General features: G+C 69.6%; 13 protein-coding genes. 5 read left to right on the top strand and 8 right to left on the bottom strand.

The annotated features are described in order from the left end of the window. Positions 1–2: 2 nt before the first annotated feature. The 3 genes from OIC96_RS04315 to OIC96_RS04305 form a co-directional block, all read right to left on the bottom strand. Positions 3–1,250, bottom strand: coding sequence for a hypothetical protein (locus tag OIC96_RS04315; RefSeq protein ID WP_330309212.1), 1,248 nt, complete (start codon positions 1,248–1,250; stop codon positions 3–5). A 207-nt stretch (positions 1,251–1,457) separates the two neighbouring features. Next, positions 1,458–2,192: a DUF4232 domain-containing protein gene (locus OIC96_RS04310; RefSeq protein WP_330309213.1), complete on the bottom strand. Its 735-nt coding sequence runs from the start codon at positions 2,190–2,192 to the stop codon at positions 1,458–1,460. A 141-nt stretch (positions 2,193–2,333) separates the two neighbouring features. Beyond that, positions 2,334–3,719, bottom strand: a complete 1,386-nt coding sequence (locus OIC96_RS04305) for a serine/threonine-protein kinase (protein ID WP_330309214.1) — start codon at positions 3,717–3,719, stop codon at positions 2,334–2,336. A 52-nt stretch (positions 3,720–3,771) separates the two neighbouring features. Between OIC96_RS04305 and OIC96_RS04300 the strand changes: the two genes are divergently transcribed. Further along, positions 3,772–4,032 carry a DUF2637 domain-containing protein gene (locus OIC96_RS04300; RefSeq protein WP_330462119.1) on the top strand — a complete coding sequence of 87 codons (261 nt, stop codon included), beginning with the start codon at positions 3,772–3,774 and terminating at the stop codon, positions 4,030–4,032. Here OIC96_RS04300 and OIC96_RS04295 read toward each other — a convergent pair. Further along, positions 3,951–5,042 carry a PP2C family protein-serine/threonine phosphatase gene (locus tag OIC96_RS04295; protein WP_330310392.1) on the bottom strand — a complete coding sequence of 364 codons (1,092 nt, stop codon included), beginning with the start codon at positions 5,040–5,042 and terminating at the stop codon, positions 3,951–3,953. The genes OIC96_RS04300 and OIC96_RS04295 overlap by 82 nt on opposite strands. Before the next feature lie 326 nt (positions 5,043–5,368). Here OIC96_RS04295 and OIC96_RS04290 point away from each other — a divergent pair, with 326 nt between their 5' ends. The 3 genes from OIC96_RS04290 to OIC96_RS04280 all read left to right on the top strand — a co-directional run bounded on the left by OIC96_RS04290 (position 5,369) and on the right by OIC96_RS04280 (position 9,885). Further along, a complete protein-coding gene (locus OIC96_RS04290; protein ID WP_330309215.1) occupies positions 5,369–8,113 on the top strand; it encodes a SpoIIE family protein phosphatase in 2,745 nt (914 codons plus the stop codon). A 70-nt stretch (positions 8,114–8,183) separates the two neighbouring features. After that, positions 8,184–8,735, top strand: coding sequence for an RNA polymerase sigma factor (locus OIC96_RS04285; protein ID WP_330309216.1), 552 nt, complete (start codon positions 8,184–8,186; stop codon positions 8,733–8,735). Between the two features lie 211 nt (positions 8,736–8,946). Then, a complete protein-coding gene (locus tag OIC96_RS04280) occupies positions 8,947–9,885 on the top strand; it encodes a hydrolase (protein ID WP_330309217.1) in 939 nt (312 codons plus the stop codon). An 80-nt stretch (positions 9,886–9,965) separates the two neighbouring features. Here OIC96_RS04280 and OIC96_RS04275 read toward each other — a convergent pair whose 3' ends face one another. The 3 genes from OIC96_RS04275 to OIC96_RS04265 are packed head-to-tail and all read right to left on the bottom strand — an operon-like array spanning position 9,966 to position 14,157. After that, complete coding sequence (locus OIC96_RS04275) at positions 9,966–11,315, bottom strand: jacalin-like lectin (RefSeq protein ID WP_330309218.1); 1,350 nt, start codon at positions 11,313–11,315, stop codon at positions 9,966–9,968. A gap of 29 nt (positions 11,316–11,344) precedes the next feature. Continuing rightward, on the bottom strand, positions 11,345–12,724 hold the full coding sequence (locus tag OIC96_RS04270; RefSeq protein ID WP_330309219.1) for a glycoside hydrolase family 43 protein: 1,380 nt from the start codon (positions 12,722–12,724) through the stop codon (positions 11,345–11,347). A gap of 29 nt (positions 12,725–12,753) precedes the next feature. Then, complete coding sequence (locus OIC96_RS04265) at positions 12,754–14,157, bottom strand: glycoside hydrolase family 43 protein (protein ID WP_330309220.1); 1,404 nt, start codon at positions 14,155–14,157, stop codon at positions 12,754–12,756. A gap of 345 nt (positions 14,158–14,502) precedes the next feature. On the opposite strand from OIC96_RS04265, the gene OIC96_RS04260 reads away from it, so the two are divergent. After that, positions 14,503–14,994: a phosphatase domain-containing protein gene (locus OIC96_RS04260; RefSeq protein WP_443058304.1), complete on the top strand. Its 492-nt coding sequence runs from the start codon at positions 14,503–14,505 to the stop codon at positions 14,992–14,994. A gap of 42 nt (positions 14,995–15,036) precedes the next feature. Here OIC96_RS04260 and OIC96_RS04255 read toward each other — a convergent pair whose 3' ends face one another. Further along, a complete protein-coding gene (locus OIC96_RS04255) occupies positions 15,037–15,252 on the bottom strand; it encodes a dodecin (protein WP_330309222.1) in 216 nt (71 codons plus the stop codon). Position 15,253: the final 1 nt, after the last annotated feature.

Here is a 15,253-nt window from a genome sequence, read left to right as displayed (position 1 = left end):
CGTCAGGACGCGGTGGCGCCGGACGGTGCGGAAGCCGTGCCCAGGAAATCCGCCCAGCCGCCGAGCGGCGACTGACCGGGGCTGAGCGTGCGCAACTTCCGCAGCACCGCCGGGTCCTGAGCCGCCAGCCACTCCACGAGCTGCCGGAAGGAGACCATACGTACGTCGTCATGCGTGGCGATCTCGGTGATGGCCTGCTCGACGGCGTCCATGTAGATCCCGCCGTTCCACCGCTCGAAGTGGTTGCCGATGAAGAAGGGGGCCCGGTTGCTCTCGTAGGCGCGACGGAAACCGGCGAGGTAGCTGTCGCGGGCCTGGGTGCGCCAGGCGTCGTACTGGGAGCGGTCGCCGAGCGGGTTCGCGTTCGACTGGTTGGCCATCAGGTTGTAGTCCATCGACAGGACCTGGAAGGAGTGGCCGGGGAAGGGGATGGACTGGAGCGGGAAGTCCCAGATCCGGCCGCCCTGGACCTTGCCCGGCCATATCTGGAGGCCACCTGGCGAGCTGGCGTCGTACTTCCAGCCGAGCTGGGCGGCGGTGGGCAGCAGGTTGGCCTGCCCCTCCAGACACGGGGTGCGGCCGCCGATCAGTTCCTTGCGGTAGTCGAAGGGGAGCGGATCGAGGTCGGTGAAGCCGGTGTTGGTCTTCCACTCGGTCACAAAGCGCGTCGCCTGCTCGATCTCGCTGCGCCACTCGGCGGGGGACCAGCGGCGGACCCCGTCCGTGCCGCAGAAGTGGCCGTTGAAATGGGTGCCTATCTCGTGGCCCTCCAGCCAGGCCGCGCGTATCTGCTGGAGCGTGTCATGGATGTGCCGGTCGGAGAGGTATCCGATCGCGGAGGCGCCGACGGGGTGCTGCGGCGGCCTGTAGAGGTGCTTCTTCGACTCGGGCAGGGTGTAGATGCCGCTGAGGAAGAACGTCATCGAGGCGCCGTGGTCGGCGGCGACCTTGCGGAAGCGCGAGAACAGCTGGTTGCTGAGCTCGCCCGCGCCGTCCCAGGAGAACACCACGAACTGCGGCGGGCGTTCGCCGGGCTTCAGCCGCTCCGCCTTCGGCTGCTTGGGCTGGGCTCCGGTGTCGGCGGTGGAGCCGTCGCCGATGAGCTTGGGCCGCCGGCTCGGCGCCGAGGTGTGCCCGCCCCCGTTGCTGGTCCCCACGGACCAGTCGTTCGCGGAGCAGGCGGAGAGCGCGCCCAGGGCGCCCGCCGACGCCGTCGCGGTCAGCAGCCGCCTGCGTGAGATACCGCTCATGATCATCCCCCGATTCCTCGGTACGGCCCCCGCCGTACGGCGGGAGCCTGTGTTCCTGTGACGCGCCGTTCTGCGGGGTGCGTCAAACGGTGGGATGCGCGGAATTCCGGAAAGGGTCGTGTGATTCAGGCCATGTAGCCGTTCCGTGACAAACCCCGCCGACCTGCGGGGCAGGTGGCGGGGCAGAGGGGAATGAGGCCGGTGGGTTCAGGCTCCGGTGCCGGCCTGGACGACCGTCAAGGAGACCGACGAGGCGTTGCCGGACACCGGCACCTTCCCCTGCGTCCACGTCACCTTGAGCGAGTCCTTCTCGTCGGGCGGTGTGACGAGCAGCGCGGCCGGCGTCGCCGTACCGGCCCCGCTGATCTCCGGGTTGGAGAACGTCAGGCCGGACCACGCGCTCTGCCCGGGCGCCAGCGTGACGGTCGTCGGTGTGCCCGAGGAGCGCCGCGGGTCGGGGCCCAGCTGCTTGCCGGACGCGTCGACGAACGCCGCGCCGGGGTAGCCGCGCAGGGTGCAGCTGCGCCCGGAGCCGTTGGTCAGGACGACGGGGAAGTTCTCCTGCCCCGCGCCCGGGTCGTTGTTCCCGACCGACGCGCGCAGTTCGGAGGTGTGGCAGCGGGTGCCGGTCGAGCCGCTCCCGGAGGAGGCGGACGCCGATCCCGACGTCGTACCGGATCCGGTCGGGGCGGCACTCCCGGTGGGGTTCGCCGTGGTGGGCGAACCGGCGTCCGTGGTCCGGTCTCCGGAGGCCGGCTCGGCCGTGCCGGGCAGCTTCTGCGGCGTACCGGCCCCGCTGTTGTCGGTACCACAGGCGGTGAGCACGCCCAGCAGCGCGACACCCGCAAGCAGCGCCGCCCGCCGGGCGGGAGTCGAAGTGCGGGGTGCGGGAACCGCGCCGAGCCGGTCCGTGTCCGCCGCGCCGCGCCGGAAGGTCGCCATGTCACCACTCCTTGAGCATCACCGCACGCGTCCTGACGCGTGCGCACGGCGCCTTGTGCCCCGTCATCAGTCTTCGATGCGGCGGGACCCGGAAAGGTTCGCGGGATCGTCGGGGAATTTTCGCCGCGCTCGCCCTCCCGGTCAGTCTCCGACTCGTACGGACCCGAGCACGCGGTCGGTCGCGTTCCGGTCGCCGTCGTCCTGACGGATCTGGACGTACACCTGGGGCTGCTCGGCGCCGCCCGCCGGTGTGAGACCCGCCTCCGAGAGGGAACCGCCGCTGCCCGGGCAGCCGCTCCAGGTCCGTATCAGACCGTGCCACTGCGCGCCGGTGTAGGTGCGGCTGCCGTCGTAGTGGCATCCGGTGTGCGCGACCGCGCGGACCTCGGCCGTGACGTCGCCCTGCTCGCTCAGGCCGATGAAGGCTCCGTTGACGTCCGAACCGAGGTCCTGCCATGCGGTGAGGTCGTCCGCGACGGCGAGACCGGGTTCCTTCGCGGCCTTGAGGCCCAAGGCCCGTGGATTCCATCCGGAGTCGCGCAGCTGGTGGCCCCACGCGGCGGGCACCTCGGCCGTGACCCGGCCGGTGCTGTCCTCGACCCGGACGGTTCCGGCGGCGGATCCTCGCGTCACGATCGCGGCGGTGACGCCGACGGCGCAGGCCACGACCGCGGCGGCCAGCACCGTGATCACCGCCCGCCGACGGCGCCGGGGAGGCCGGGGGCCGGCGCCGGGGTCGGCCAGCCGCTCCAGCTCCGCGGCGAAACCGGCGGCGGTGGGCCAGCGCCGCTCACGGTCGGGTTCCATGGCGCGCAGCAACGCCCGCTGGACGTCGGGGGCCAGGTCCGTACGGAGCCGGTCGGGCCGTACGACCTTGCCGGGCGGGCCGGGGACCGTGCCGGTGACGAGGTGGTAGCCGAGGGCGCCCAGGCTGTACACGTCGGCCCGGGCGTCGATGCCCGACCCGGGCGCGGCCTGCTCGGGCGGCGTGTAGCCCGCGGAGCCCGCCGCCATCGTCAGCCCGGATGCCTGGGCCAGGCTCTTGGCCAGACCGAGGTCCGCCAACAGCACGCGGTCGAGGCCCCCGGGCGCGGTGCGCAGCAGCACGTTGGACGGCTTGATGTCCCGGTGCACGATGCCGGCCTCGTGCAGCGCGGCCGCTCCCCGCGCCGCGAGGGCCGTCAGCCGCAGGGCCTCGGCGACGGGCAACGGTCCGGCCTCGAGCCGGTCGGCGAGGGTGCCCCCGTCGGCGTACTCCATGACGAAGTAAGGCCTGCCGTCGGGCAGCTCGCCGATGTCGTAGACCTGGACGACCCGGCTGGAGTCGGCGCGGCGCAGCAGCCGTGCCTCGGAGAGGAAGCGTTCCCGGATGTCCAGGTGGTCGACCCAGTTCTCGGACAGCACCTTCACCGCGACGGCCGCCTCAAGGACGTCGTCATGGGCGAGCCAGACCACGCCGAAGCCGCCCGCGCCCAGGCGCCGGTCCAGACGGTAGCGGCCGATGCGCTCCAGGGGATCCCTCAGCATGGACAACCCGCCGGAAGACCCGTGAGCAGGGGCTCACCCAGCTGGAGCCGACGTGGGGGTGCGCAGTGGCTGTGCCCTGTTGGTCGCGGCCGGGGCGGCGTACGCCTCCTGTTTTCACCAGCGGGCATTGGCTCTCCAGGGCGAGGCGGATGCCACGAGCGCGGCGCTGTGGCCGCTGTCCGTAGACGGGCTGCTGCTCCTGGCAACGGTCGGGTTGTTGAACCCTACCTGTCACGTCAGTCGGGACCTTACCGAGAGGGCCGCGATGTCGTCGTCGAGCCCTCCGCCGCTGAAGTGGAGCAGGTCCGAGTGAAGCCGCTCGAGCAGCTCGCGGGGCGGCTCCGGGCCCTGCCGCCGCAGCCAGTCCGGCAGCGGAAAGAACTCGCCGGCACGGTCCCGGGTCTCCGACACGCCGTCGGTGTAGAGCAGCAACTGGTCGCCCGGGGCGAAGGGAACCGTATCGACGCAGTAGTGGTCACCGATGAGCGCTGAGAGGTTGAGAGGCGGCGAGGGGACGGTGGGGTCCAGGACGCGGATGTTCCCGTGGTGCGCGAGCAGCGGCGGAGGGTGTCCGCAGTTGAGAAGCCTGACGAGGCCGCCGCCGTGCGGGATCTCGGCGATGAGAGCCGTGGCGAAGCGTTCCGGCAGATCCGGGCCGGGGAACGCGGCGCTGTGGCGGGCGATGCTGGTCTCCAGGCGATGGACGATGCCCCGCAGGTCGGGCTCCTCGTATGCGGCCTCCCTGAAGCAGCTGATCACCGCCGAGGCCGCCCCCACCGCGGACAGGCCCTTGCCCCGTACATCGCCGATGAGCAGCCGGACTCCGAACGGTGTGCCGGCCGCCTCGTAGAAGTCGCCGCCGATCCGGGCCTGCACTTGGGCCGCCAGATACAGCGACTCGATCTCGACGTTCTCGATGTGGCGTGGCAGGGGGCGCAGCAGCACTTTCTGGGCCGCGTCGGCCACGAGGCGGACCTGGAGGAGTATTTCCTCCCGCTGAAGCCGGACGTGGCTCCCGTACGCGGCCGCCAAGGTGACCGCGACGATCGCGGCCGACGTGTACTGCGTCCCCAGGTCGGCGTAGAAGAAGCTGAGGATGATCATGATCATCAGGCAGAACGTCCCCAGCAGAATCGTGGGGAGCACGGCCCACATCGCGGCGGCGAGTGCGGGGGCGGCGGGCAGAAGGCGACTGACGGCGATCTGCCGCGGTGTGGAAAAGGCCAAGCCGGCGATGAGGACGGTGAGGATCACCGGTGACAGCTGGGCGGCTTCCCATCGGCCGCGGTAGGACGGACGACGGCGCCGCAGCCGCCCAGACATGGTCACAAAGTGCATTGTATCGGTCAAAGCCGACATTGGGCTCGGGGGGATCATGCTTTAGGTGCGGCGATCAGGGGCGCACGCCCGCATCCACCTGTTGCCGCCCACTGCCTCGATCGCCCCGCCGCCCGTTCTCGTCCGGCCGACGGCGCGGTCGGGAAGCGGTACGGGAGCGTCCAGGATTTCCGTCGGCCGGGGCGCCGTGGTGGCCACAGGGTGGAAGCCGTGCGGTACATGCCCGAGCGGTCGCCCGAGGGGGATCCGGGTGGGCATCGCTCCTCGGGCGAGCTCTGGTCACTCGGGATCACCAGTGCTAGAAAGGTCGCATGGCGAGCTTTTTCGCCCTTTTTCGACGCAAATCGCTGAAGTCACTGGTGAGCAGGAGCCCGCGAAGCGTTGCCGGGCAGGTGCTCGTTCTCCAGGTGGCGCTGGTCGTGGTGCTCGTGGCCTGCGGCGTGTTCGCCGTCGCCCTGCAGTCGAAGCGGGACACCAACGCCGAGGCCAGGCGCCGCTCCGTGGCCGTGGCGGAGACCTTTGCGCACTCTCCCGGTGTCCTCGCGGCACTGCAGACCCCCGACCCGAGCAAGATTCTCCAGCCGCTCACCGAGGCGGCGCGCAAGGCTGCCGGAGTCGACTTCATCGTGGTCATGGACACCCATGGCATCCGCTACACCCACCCCCTGCCGAGCCGGATCGGAAAGCGGTTCGTGGGCACCATCGGGCCGTCGCTGGCGGGCAAGGTCTACGTGGAAAGCGTCCACGGCCCGCTCGGCCAGGAGGTGCAGGCCACGGTCCCGATCGATGACTTGAAGGGCAAGGTGGTGGGCCTCGTCTCCGCCGGGCTGAAGGTCAAGAACGTGACCAATCAGGTCGACCGGCAGCTACCGATCATCCTGGGCGCCGGGGCCGGGGCGCTCCTGGTGGCCACCGGCGGGACGGTACTGGTGGCCAAGCGGCTGCGACGGCAGACCCACAGCCTGGCCCCGGACGAGATGACCCGCATGTACGACCACCACGACGCGGTGCTGCACTCCGTGCGCGAAGGGGTGCTCATCGTCGCCGGCGACGGGCGACTGCTGCTGGCGAACGACGAGGCCAGACGGCTGCTGGAGCTGCCCCCGGACGTCGAGGGACGGCTCGTGTCCGAGCTGTCGAGCCTCGACCCCGAGACGATGGAGCTGCTCGTCTCCGGGCGCGAGGCCACTGACGAGGTGCACTTCGCCGGAGAGCGGTTGCTGGCGGTCAACCAGCGCCCCACGGATCGCGGCGGAGGTCCCAAGGGAACGGTGGTGACGCTGCGTGACTCCACCGAGCTCCAGGCATTGACCGGCAGGGCGGAGGTAGCACGGGAGCGGCTCAAGCTGCTGTACGACGCCGGACTCGGCATCGGCACCACCCTGGACGTGCTCGGCACCGCCGACGAGCTGGCGCGGGTCGCCGTCCCCCGCTTCGCCGACTACGTCACCGTGGACCTGGCCGACGCCGTGCTGCACGGCGAGGAGCCGGCGCCCACGGCAACGGATATGCGACGCACGGCCGTGTGCGGCATCCGAGACGACCATCCGCTCTATGAGATGGGCCGGCTGATCAACTTTCTGCCTTCCACGCCTCAGGCGCGCGGTTACGGCAGTGGCCACTCCGAGCTGGTGGCCGACTTGTCGACCGCCACGGGCTGGCACGCGCAGGACCCGGAGCGCACCAAGGCGATCATGGACTACGGCATCCATTCCCTCATCACCGCTCCGATCCAGGCCCGCGGTGTCGTGCTGGGCATGGCCAACTTCTGGCGCTGCGAGCAGCACGAGCCCTTCGACGAGGAGGAGCTGTCACTGGCGGAGGAACTGGTGGCCCGGGCCGCGGTCAGCATCGACAACGCCCGCCGCTACACCCGCGAGCACGCCCTGGCGGTCACCCTCCAGCGCAGCCTGCTGCCGCGGGCCCTGCCCGAGCAGAGCGCCCTCGACGTCGGCTACCGCTACCTCCCCGCCCAGTCGGGCGTGAGCGGAGACTGGTTCGATGTGATTCCGCTGCCGGGGGGCCGGGTGGCGCTGGTCGTCGGCGATGTGGTCGGCCACGGCCTCCATGCCGCCGCCACGATGGGGCGGCTGCGCACCGCGGTGCACAACTTCTCCACACTGGATCTGCCGCCCGACGAACTGCTGAGCCATGTGGACGACCTGGTCGGCCGCATCGACGAGGACGAGGCGGGTACGGAGCGTGCCGCGGGCGTCGTGGGCGCCACCTGCCTGTACGCGATCTACGACCCCGTGACGCGCCGTTGCGCCATGGCGAGTGCGGGGCATCTGGCCCCGGCGCTCGTCCACCCCGACGGAACCGTCACCTTCGCGGACCTGCCGGCCGGGCCTCCCCTCGGCCTCGGCGGTATGCCGTTCCAGACCGCCGAGCTGGACCTCGCGGAGGGCACCCAGCTCGTGCTCTACACCGACGGCCTCATCGAGGACCGCAGGCGCGACCTGGACGTGGGAATGGAGCTGCTGCGTGATGCGCTGGCGGGCCACCCCGACCGGTCACCCGAGGACAGCTGCCAGGCCGTGCTGGACGAGCTGCTGCCCGGGCGTCCCCAGGACGACGTCGCCCTGCTCATCGCCCGCACCCGGGTGCTGGCGCCCGACCGGATCGCCGACTGGGATGTGCCGCTCGACCCGGCCGCCGTCGCGGGGATGCGCGACGTCATGTCCCAGAAGCTGGACGAGTGGGGCCTGTCCGAGCTCGGCTTCAGCATGGAGCTCGTCCTGAGCGAGCTCGTCACCAACGCCATCCGCTATGCCTCCGAGCCGATCCACGTGCGGCTGATCCTCGACCGCACGCTGATCTGTGAGGTGGCCGACGGCAGCAGCACCTCGCCCCATCTGCGGTACGCCGCGACGATGGACGAGGGAGGCCGGGGCCTGTTCCTGGTGGCGCAGATGACCGAGCGCTGGGGCACCCGGTACACCCCCCAGGGCAAGGTGATCTGGGCCGAACAGGCGCTGCCGGACGCCATCGAGGAACCCGGCCTGACACCGGTTGACGCGGACGACCCCCTGGACGAGGGCGCGGCCGGCCAGTAAGCCCCGGCGTGCAGCGGGCGGCGGGCGGATAGGATGCCTGGCCTCTGATCGACACCGAGGGGAGCGACCGGTGCAGGACGTGGCGGAGACCGAGGAGCTCGCTCTGCGTGCGGCCGCCGGTGACGGGCCGGCACTGAACGCGCTGCTCCAGAAGGTCCGGCCCGAGGTGGTACGGCGCTGCGGTCGTTTCCTGCCCTGCCGTGAGGACGCCGAGGAGGCGGCCCAGGACGTGCTCCTCCAAGTGGCCCGGAAGATCACCACCTTCGAGGGCCGCAGCCGGTTCAGCACCTGGCTGTACACGGTCGTCGCCAACTGCGCCCGCCAGAAGTACCGCGAGCTGAAGCGGCGCGCGGCCGAGCAGCCGGGCGCGATCGACGCGTCGCAGCATGTCGATCCGCGCACCACGAGCGTCATCGCCGGCTCCCGGGTCGACCTCCTGGAGGCGCTGGAGCGACTGGAGCGCGAACATCCGCACCTGGTCGCGCCGTTGGTCTACCGGGACATCTGCCAGCTGGAGTACGCCGAGGTCGCCGAGCGCGTCGGCATCCCGATCGGCACGCTCAAGTCGCGTCTCCACGAGGCGCGCAAGCAGGTCAGGCCCTGGCTGGCCGACGTTTCCTGACGGAGCGTCAATTCACCCTTGCCGTGGGGTGGTTGTGTCGCACGGTAAGAGCTTTCTAAGAAGTGGCGTACGGGTCTCCCGGTGCCCGTGATCTTGTGTGTACTGTCCACGCCTGTGTCGAGCGGCAGTTGTTCAACGGCCGTTCTACGCGCGCAGATCGGCGACCCGCACCGCCTCTTCCACCGTCCCCCCACTCATGGAGGAATGCCGGATGCTCACCCCCACCAAGCCCCGCCACAGACTCGCCACCGCTCTCACCGCGCTCGGCGTGCTGCTCACGGGCGCCGCACTCCAGACGACCTCGGCCGCCCCCGCCCACGCGGCCACCACGCACCGCGTCCTGTTCGACAACGGCCACGCCGAGACGGCCGGCAACGCCGACTGGATCATCTCCACCAGCCAGCCCGACCCGCTCGGCCAGGACTCCTCCCCGTCCTCCGAGACGGACTGGACCGGCGCTCTCTCGTCCTGGGGCGTGGCGCTGCAGCAGACCGGCGACTACTCGCTGGACACGCTGCCTTCGGGCTCCAAGCTGACGTACGGCGGTACGGCCGCGACCGACCTGTCGAACTTCGACACCCTGGTGCTGCCCGAGCCGAACACCCTCTTCACGACCGCCGAGAAGACCGCGATCATGACGTTCGTGAAGAACGGCGGCGGTCTGTTCATGATCTCCGACCACACCGGCGCCGACCGCAACAGCGACGGTTACGACGCGGTCGAGATCCTCAACGACCTGATGACCAACAACAGCGTCGACGCCACCGACCCGTTCGGCTTCTCCATCGACTCGCTGAGCATCAGCTCCGGCTACCCCGCGGCGATATCGGACAGCACCAACGCGGTCCTGCACGGCTCGTTCGGCACGGTCACCAAGAGCCTGATCGCCAGTGGTACGACGGCCACGCTCAAGCCCGCCGACAACTCCGCCGTCAAGGGCCTGCTCTACCGCAGCGGTTACTCCGGCAACACCGGCGCGTTCTTCGCCACCAGCACCTTCGGCAGCGGCAAGGTCGCCTTCTGGGGCGACAGTTCGCCGATCGACGACGGCACCGGCCAGTCCGGCAACACGCTGTACGACGGCTGGAACGACACCGGCGCCACGAACGCCTCGCTCGCGCTGAACGCCACCGAGTGGCTCTCTTCGTGAGGTAGCACCACACACACGGCCCTCCCCGCCACGCGTGAACGAGTGTGGCGGGGAGGGCCGTTGCCGGGTACGGAGAACGGTCAGCGCTGGGTGTAGATGAAGCCGATCTTGTCGACCTCGTCGCCCGTGCGGCCGTGGAAGCCGGCGATCTGCCAGCCCGACGGCGCGGTGCGCGTGACGCAGTCCGACGTCGTCGTGCCGCCCGCGAGAGTGCGGCCGAGGTTGGTGGTGAACTTGGCGTAGAAGATCCTCGTCTGGCTGTCCTTCTGGCCCTCGCACAGCTGCGCCGACGTGACGTACTCGCCGCTGCCGAGGGTGAGTGACGAGGCGGTGCCGCCCGTGCCCCCGTGCGCCAGCGTCGTGCCGTTGCTGAGCGTCAGCCCCATCTGGTCGACGCGGGAACCGGCGTGCAGCGAGACGGTGATGGCCCGGGCGCCCGCGGGCACGCTGTCGATGTCGTTGAAGTAGTCCCCGTGCGGGCCGCCGAACTGGTCGCTCAGCTGGAAGGCGGAGGTGCGCGACCAGCTGAACTTCGCGGTGATCGGGTCGTGGTCGGAGAGCATCAGCCCGTCGGAGGTCAGGAAGCTCGCGTGCTCGTTGTTGTAGCCGGTGGCGTTCAGCGAGACGAGCTTGCTGCCCCGGTAGAGGATCTTGTCGACGACCTCGCAGGTGTTGGGCACGGTGGCCCCGGTCTGGTCGCAGACCAGCGCGTCGCTGCCCTTGACGGGCGGGGTGCCGCCGCGGATGAGCTGCACCCAGGCGTCGGTCAGACCGTTGGCCGCGCCGAACTCGGCGATGGTGTCACCGGAGCGGGTGTAGCGGGTGTTGGTGTCACCCATGACGACGACGGCGTTGCCCGCCGAGTGGCTCTTGATGAACGCGGTGAGCTGGTTGAGGTTGTCCGCGCGGGAGGCCAGGTCACCGTCGTTCGTACCGGCGTTGGTGTGCAGGTTGTAGAAGTCCACGTACACGCCCTCGGCGAGGCGCTCCCGCATGAAGGTGAAGCCCTTGGGCGTCAGGCAGTCACCCGAGTCGATCTGGCAGGAGTTCCAGCCGACCCGCTCGAAGTCGTCGGTGTCGTAGGAGATCTTCGAGAGGGTGTTGAGTCCGCTGCCTATGCCGGCGCCGCCGCTGGTGGGGGTGCGGTAGGCGTGCGCGGTGTCGGCCGCGTAGAGGTAGGCGTGGTAGTTGAAGTCCTCCTCGACGTGGACGATGTCGTACGGGGCGATCCGCTGGCCGATCGCCGTGGTGCTCGTGTCGCGGGGCGTGGACGCGCTGGAGAGGCTCTCCGGCAGTCCGGCGACGTTGTAGCTGAGCACGCTGAAGGTGCCCGAGTCGGCGGCGGCCGCGGGGGAGGCGATCGCCGTGAGCCCGCCGACAGCGGCCGTTGTCGCTGCCAGACAGGCGAGAACTCTGCGGAGGGGGGACATGGGGGGTGCCTCCTGGGGACGAAGGGGGGTCAGTAGCCGACCGAGAACGTCGCGTCGGACTTTTCCGTGGAGGTGGAGATCGGATCGATGCGCAGTACGTAGTTTGAGTGACGGATGTAACGCGTGGGGTAGTTGTAGGAGCGGAAGGATGACCACGAGGTGTCGGCCAGCCCCGCGGTCCGGTAGAACGTGGCGTCCTGGGCGAACGTCGTGGTGCTGTCGTTCACGTCCAGCACCAACTGGTAGTCGGAGTGCCGCAGATAGCGGGTCGGGTAGTTCACCGACTGGAAGGACACTCCGGAGCTGTCGGCCAGACCGGGCACGAGCTTCCACTGGGAGTCGGTGTACGGGTCGAACGGGTACGCGTCGATGCGGCCGACGTAGTTGGAGTGACGGACGTACCGGTCCGGGTAGTTGTACGACTTCAGCCGGTTCCAGGCAGGCGCTCCGTACGCGGCCAGCAGGTTGTTGTACTCCGTCGTCGTGATGGGCTGGATGGTGCCGTGCTTGGAGTTGAGCGGCTGGGTGTAGAGCTTCTGGTCGACCGCCGTCCAGGTGCCGGTGGAGAGATCGGTCGACTGCCAGGCGTAGAAGACGCCGTTCGGCGTATAGGTGTCTCCCCAGAGGTACCAAGCGCTGGTTGTCTGGGACTTGACGAGGATCGGCGCCTCGGTGCCACCGTGCGCGACCGGCGTGCTGAACACGGTGAAGCTGCCCGGGTCCAGGGTGCTGGACTTGGCGCCCACCAGCGTCTGGTCCTTCTTGAAGTACAGGTAGTTGACACCGTTCACGCCCACGGCGAGGTCGCCGTCGATGATGTCGTAGCCGGGGTCGAAGAAGACCTGAGCATCCGTCACCGTCACGAAGTCGGTGGTGTAGTTGACCATGATGACGTTGTGGCCACTGGAGTTGACGGCCGAGTAGACGATCCCGTACTGGCTCCGGCCCGCGTCCCAGAACGCCTCCGGTGCCCAGCTGTGTGTGGCCATCTCGTGCAGCTTCAGCCGGTGGTAGCCGGTGAAGGACCGCAGGTCGGTGGAGTTCCAGACGTGGATGTACTGGCTCTGCAGGCTCCAGTCGGTGCCCTTGAGGTCGGTGGCGAGCACCACGAACGTGCCGTCCTGCTTGCGCAGGATGAACGGGTCGCGGAGTCCGCCGGTGCCCTCGGTCGGGGTCACCACGGGGTTGTTCTGGTTCAGCGGCGTCCACTGGAGCGAGTCGGGGCTGACGGCCAGGTGGAGGCCGTAGTCGGAGCCGTTGCCGCTCGGGGACTCGGTGAAGTAGCCCATCACGTACGCGGATGTGGTCGCCGCGCGGGCGGGCGTGGAGCCGATGGCGAAGGTCGCGGTCAGGGCGGCCATCGCCCCGAGCACGGTGCGGCGGGACGGCTGGAGCGGGCTTTCACTCATGGGGGTCTCCCTCTCTCGTGCGGTGTCGGTCAGGCCCAGGCGGTGACGGGGACGAAGGAGCCGTCCTGCCGGAAGAGGTCGGTGCCGTCAGCGATGTCCACGCGGAGCTGGTAGTTGTAGTGGCGCAGGTAGTAGCCCGGGTAGTTGTACGACTCCAGGCGGATCGAGCCGCTCGCCGTGCCGGTCCGGGCGATGAAGGTGGCGTCCTTCGCGAACGTCGACGTCCCGTCGTTGGCGTCGAACCGGCCCCGGTAGTCGTAGTGCCGCAGGTAGTTGCCCGCCGCGTCCCGGAAGGAGTAGCCGTTCGCGTCGGCCAGGCCCGCCACGACCGTGAACGTGGACGCCTGCTTCTCCGCGGTGGTGCTGGAACTGGTCACCACGGGCAGGTTGAGCAGGGAGGACTGCTCCTGCCAGTAGCGGGTGGTGTAGTTGCCCGACCGGAGGGAGCGGGTGACGCCGGTCGACAGGGTCGGTCCTGCGGAGACCGTCTCCTTGATGACGGTGAAGTGGCGTGCGGTGCCGGAGATGCCCGGCAGCTTCTTCGGGGCGCTCCAGGTGGCGAAGGTGTCGTAGCTGTCGCTGTAGTAGTAACTGCCGTCGCCGTAGCCGTCGAAGAAGATCCGCCAGCCGCCGTTGTCGAGCTGGATCAGGGCCGGCCCCTCACGGGTGCCGCCCCAGCCCGCCCAGTCGCCGGTCTTCTGGATGGTGTACGAGCCGGTGAGGCTGGAGGCGGTCGCGTACTCGATGTACTTCGTCGTCTCGTTCTTGGTGAACGCGTGGTACGTCGACCCGGTCTTCACGATGAAGGTGTCGATGTGGTTGGTGCCGATGCCGGACAGCGCCACGGGTGAACTCCACGTGGTGAGCGCGGAGTTGGTGGCCTTCAGCAGATACGGCGTGAAGATCCACTCGTCGCTGGTGAGCGAGCAGGACACGATGATGTTCACGCTGCCGTCGCTGTCCACGAACCACTCCGGCGCCCAGGCGCGGGACAGGCTGGTGATCGGGACCGTGTAGTCGTACAGGAACGTCCAGTTGACCCGGTCGGAGCTGCGGGCGAAGCCGATGGTGGTGCTGACGTCCTGCCAGGTGTGCGTGGTGTACGTGACGTAGTAGTAGCCGTCGGTGTGCTTGAACACGCTGGCGTCGCGGATGCGGTTGCTGGGCGGCGTGTACGCGGATGCCTTCAGGAGCCGGAAGTCGGTGGCGTCGTCGGACTCGTAGACGTTGACCGTGCCGTCGTCGCTGTTGAGGAACGGCACGATGGTGTAGCGGGTGGCGTAACCCTTGGCGGGTGCCGCCGCCGCTGCGGTGCCGAGCAGTCCGGGCAGTTCACCGAGGACGAGGGCGGTGGCGGGCAGGGCGACCAGCGCGCGGAGCAGGCCCCGGCGGGACGGCTGAACAGGGCGTGGTGGACTGTCTGGTGTGGTCATGTGCGGCTCTCCTTGGTTCGCTCACTCAGTCGGCGCGGCGACTTCCGCGGCGGTGAGGGTCTTGCCGTACACGCGGAAGTCGTCGACGGGGAGGGAGCCACGTCTGTCGAGAGGGGGGTACACCAAGACCTCCGCATGCCGAAGAACCGGGCGGTGGTGTCCCTCCACCACCCTGCTCTTGTTCGAAATACCGAATGTTGTGCGACATGCTGTGCGAGGCATTACGGTAAGGGCTTGCTGGGTGATGTGAACAGAGCCTGACGAGGCAGAAGTTGGACGTGTTCACGAGGGAGATCGGCCGCCGCGGTGCGCGGGGCGTCCCGGGCCCTGTCTAGGGTGGTCGGCGTGAAGGAGAAGATCAGCAGACCGCTCGCCGTGTTCGACCTCGACGGCACACTCGCGGACACCGCGCATCGGCAGCGGTTCCTGGAGAGCAAGCCACGGGACTGGGACGCGTTCTTCGCGGCCGCGTCGCAGGATCCACCGCTGGCCGAGGGCATCGCGCTGGCGCAGGAGAGCGCACAGGAGTGCGAGGTGGTCTACCTCACCGGCCGCCCCGAGCGGTGCCGCCGCGACACCGAGGAGTGGCTGGCCGCGCAGGGGCTGCCGGCCGGGCGCATCTGGATGCGGCGCAACGACGACCGCAGGCCGGCCCGGCGCACCAAACTGGAGATCCTCCGCCGGCTGGCCCGCGACCGCGAGATCCGCGTCCTCGTGGACGACGACGAGCTGGTCTGCGAGGACGCGGAGCGGGCGGGCTTCAGGGTCGTCAGGGCGCGCTGGGCGGCCGCGTCCGCGGCGCTGAGGGACGCGCAGGAGCGGGAGGGGCGGACCTGAGGGGTCCGCGCAGGGGTGATGGCCCCGGGAGCCGGGGCCGCGTCACTCGCCTTCGTCGAGCCGGAAACCGACCTTCAGGCCGACCTGGTAGTGCTCGATCTGCCCGTTCTCGATCTGGCCCCTGACCTGCGTGACCTCGAACCAGTCCAGGTTGCGCAAGGTCTGCGAGGCGCGGGTGATCCCATTGCGAATGGCCTGGTCGATGCCCTCGTGGGAGGTGCCGACGATCTCGGTGACCCGGTACGTGTTCTCGGACATG

Source organism: Streptomyces sp. NBC_00775 (genome assembly GCF_036347135.1).
Lineage (GTDB): Bacteria > Actinomycetota > Actinomycetes > Streptomycetales > Streptomycetaceae > Streptomyces > Streptomyces lutosisoli.
Note: the sequence above shows the minus strand (reverse complement) of the source record. Positions and strands in the feature narration are given on the sequence as shown.

Excerpts from the sequence above, each read along its gene's own strand:
- OIC96_RS04310 (WP_330309213.1), bottom strand. The coding sequence starts at position 2,192 with ATGGCGACCTTCCGGCGCGGCGCGGCGGACACGGACCGGCTCGGCGCG.
- OIC96_RS04305 (WP_330309214.1), bottom strand. The coding sequence starts at position 3,719 with ATGCTGAGGGATCCCCTGGAGCGCATCGGCCGCTACCGTCTGGACCGG.
- OIC96_RS04315 (WP_330309212.1), bottom strand. The coding sequence starts at position 1,250 with ATGAGCGGTATCTCACGCAGGCGGCTGCTGACCGCGACGGCGTCGGCG.
- OIC96_RS04275 (WP_330309218.1), bottom strand. The coding sequence starts at position 11,315 with ATGTCCCCCCTCCGCAGAGTTCTCGCCTGTCTGGCAGCGACAACGGCC.
- OIC96_RS04255 (WP_330309222.1), bottom strand. The coding sequence starts at position 15,252 with ATGTCCGAGAACACGTACCGGGTCACCGAGATCGTCGGCACCTCCCAC.
- OIC96_RS04280 (WP_330309217.1), top strand. The coding sequence starts at position 8,947 with ATGCTCACCCCCACCAAGCCCCGCCACAGACTCGCCACCGCTCTCACC.
- OIC96_RS04295 (WP_330310392.1), bottom strand. The coding sequence starts at position 5,042 with ATGTCTGGGCGGCTGCGGCGCCGTCGTCCGTCCTACCGCGGCCGATGG.
- OIC96_RS04270 (WP_330309219.1), bottom strand. The coding sequence starts at position 12,724 with ATGAGTGAAAGCCCGCTCCAGCCGTCCCGCCGCACCGTGCTCGGGGCG.
- OIC96_RS04265 (WP_330309220.1), bottom strand. The coding sequence starts at position 14,157 with ATGACCACACCAGACAGTCCACCACGCCCTGTTCAGCCGTCCCGCCGG.
- OIC96_RS04290 (WP_330309215.1), top strand. The coding sequence starts at position 5,369 with ATGGCGAGCTTTTTCGCCCTTTTTCGACGCAAATCGCTGAAGTCACTG.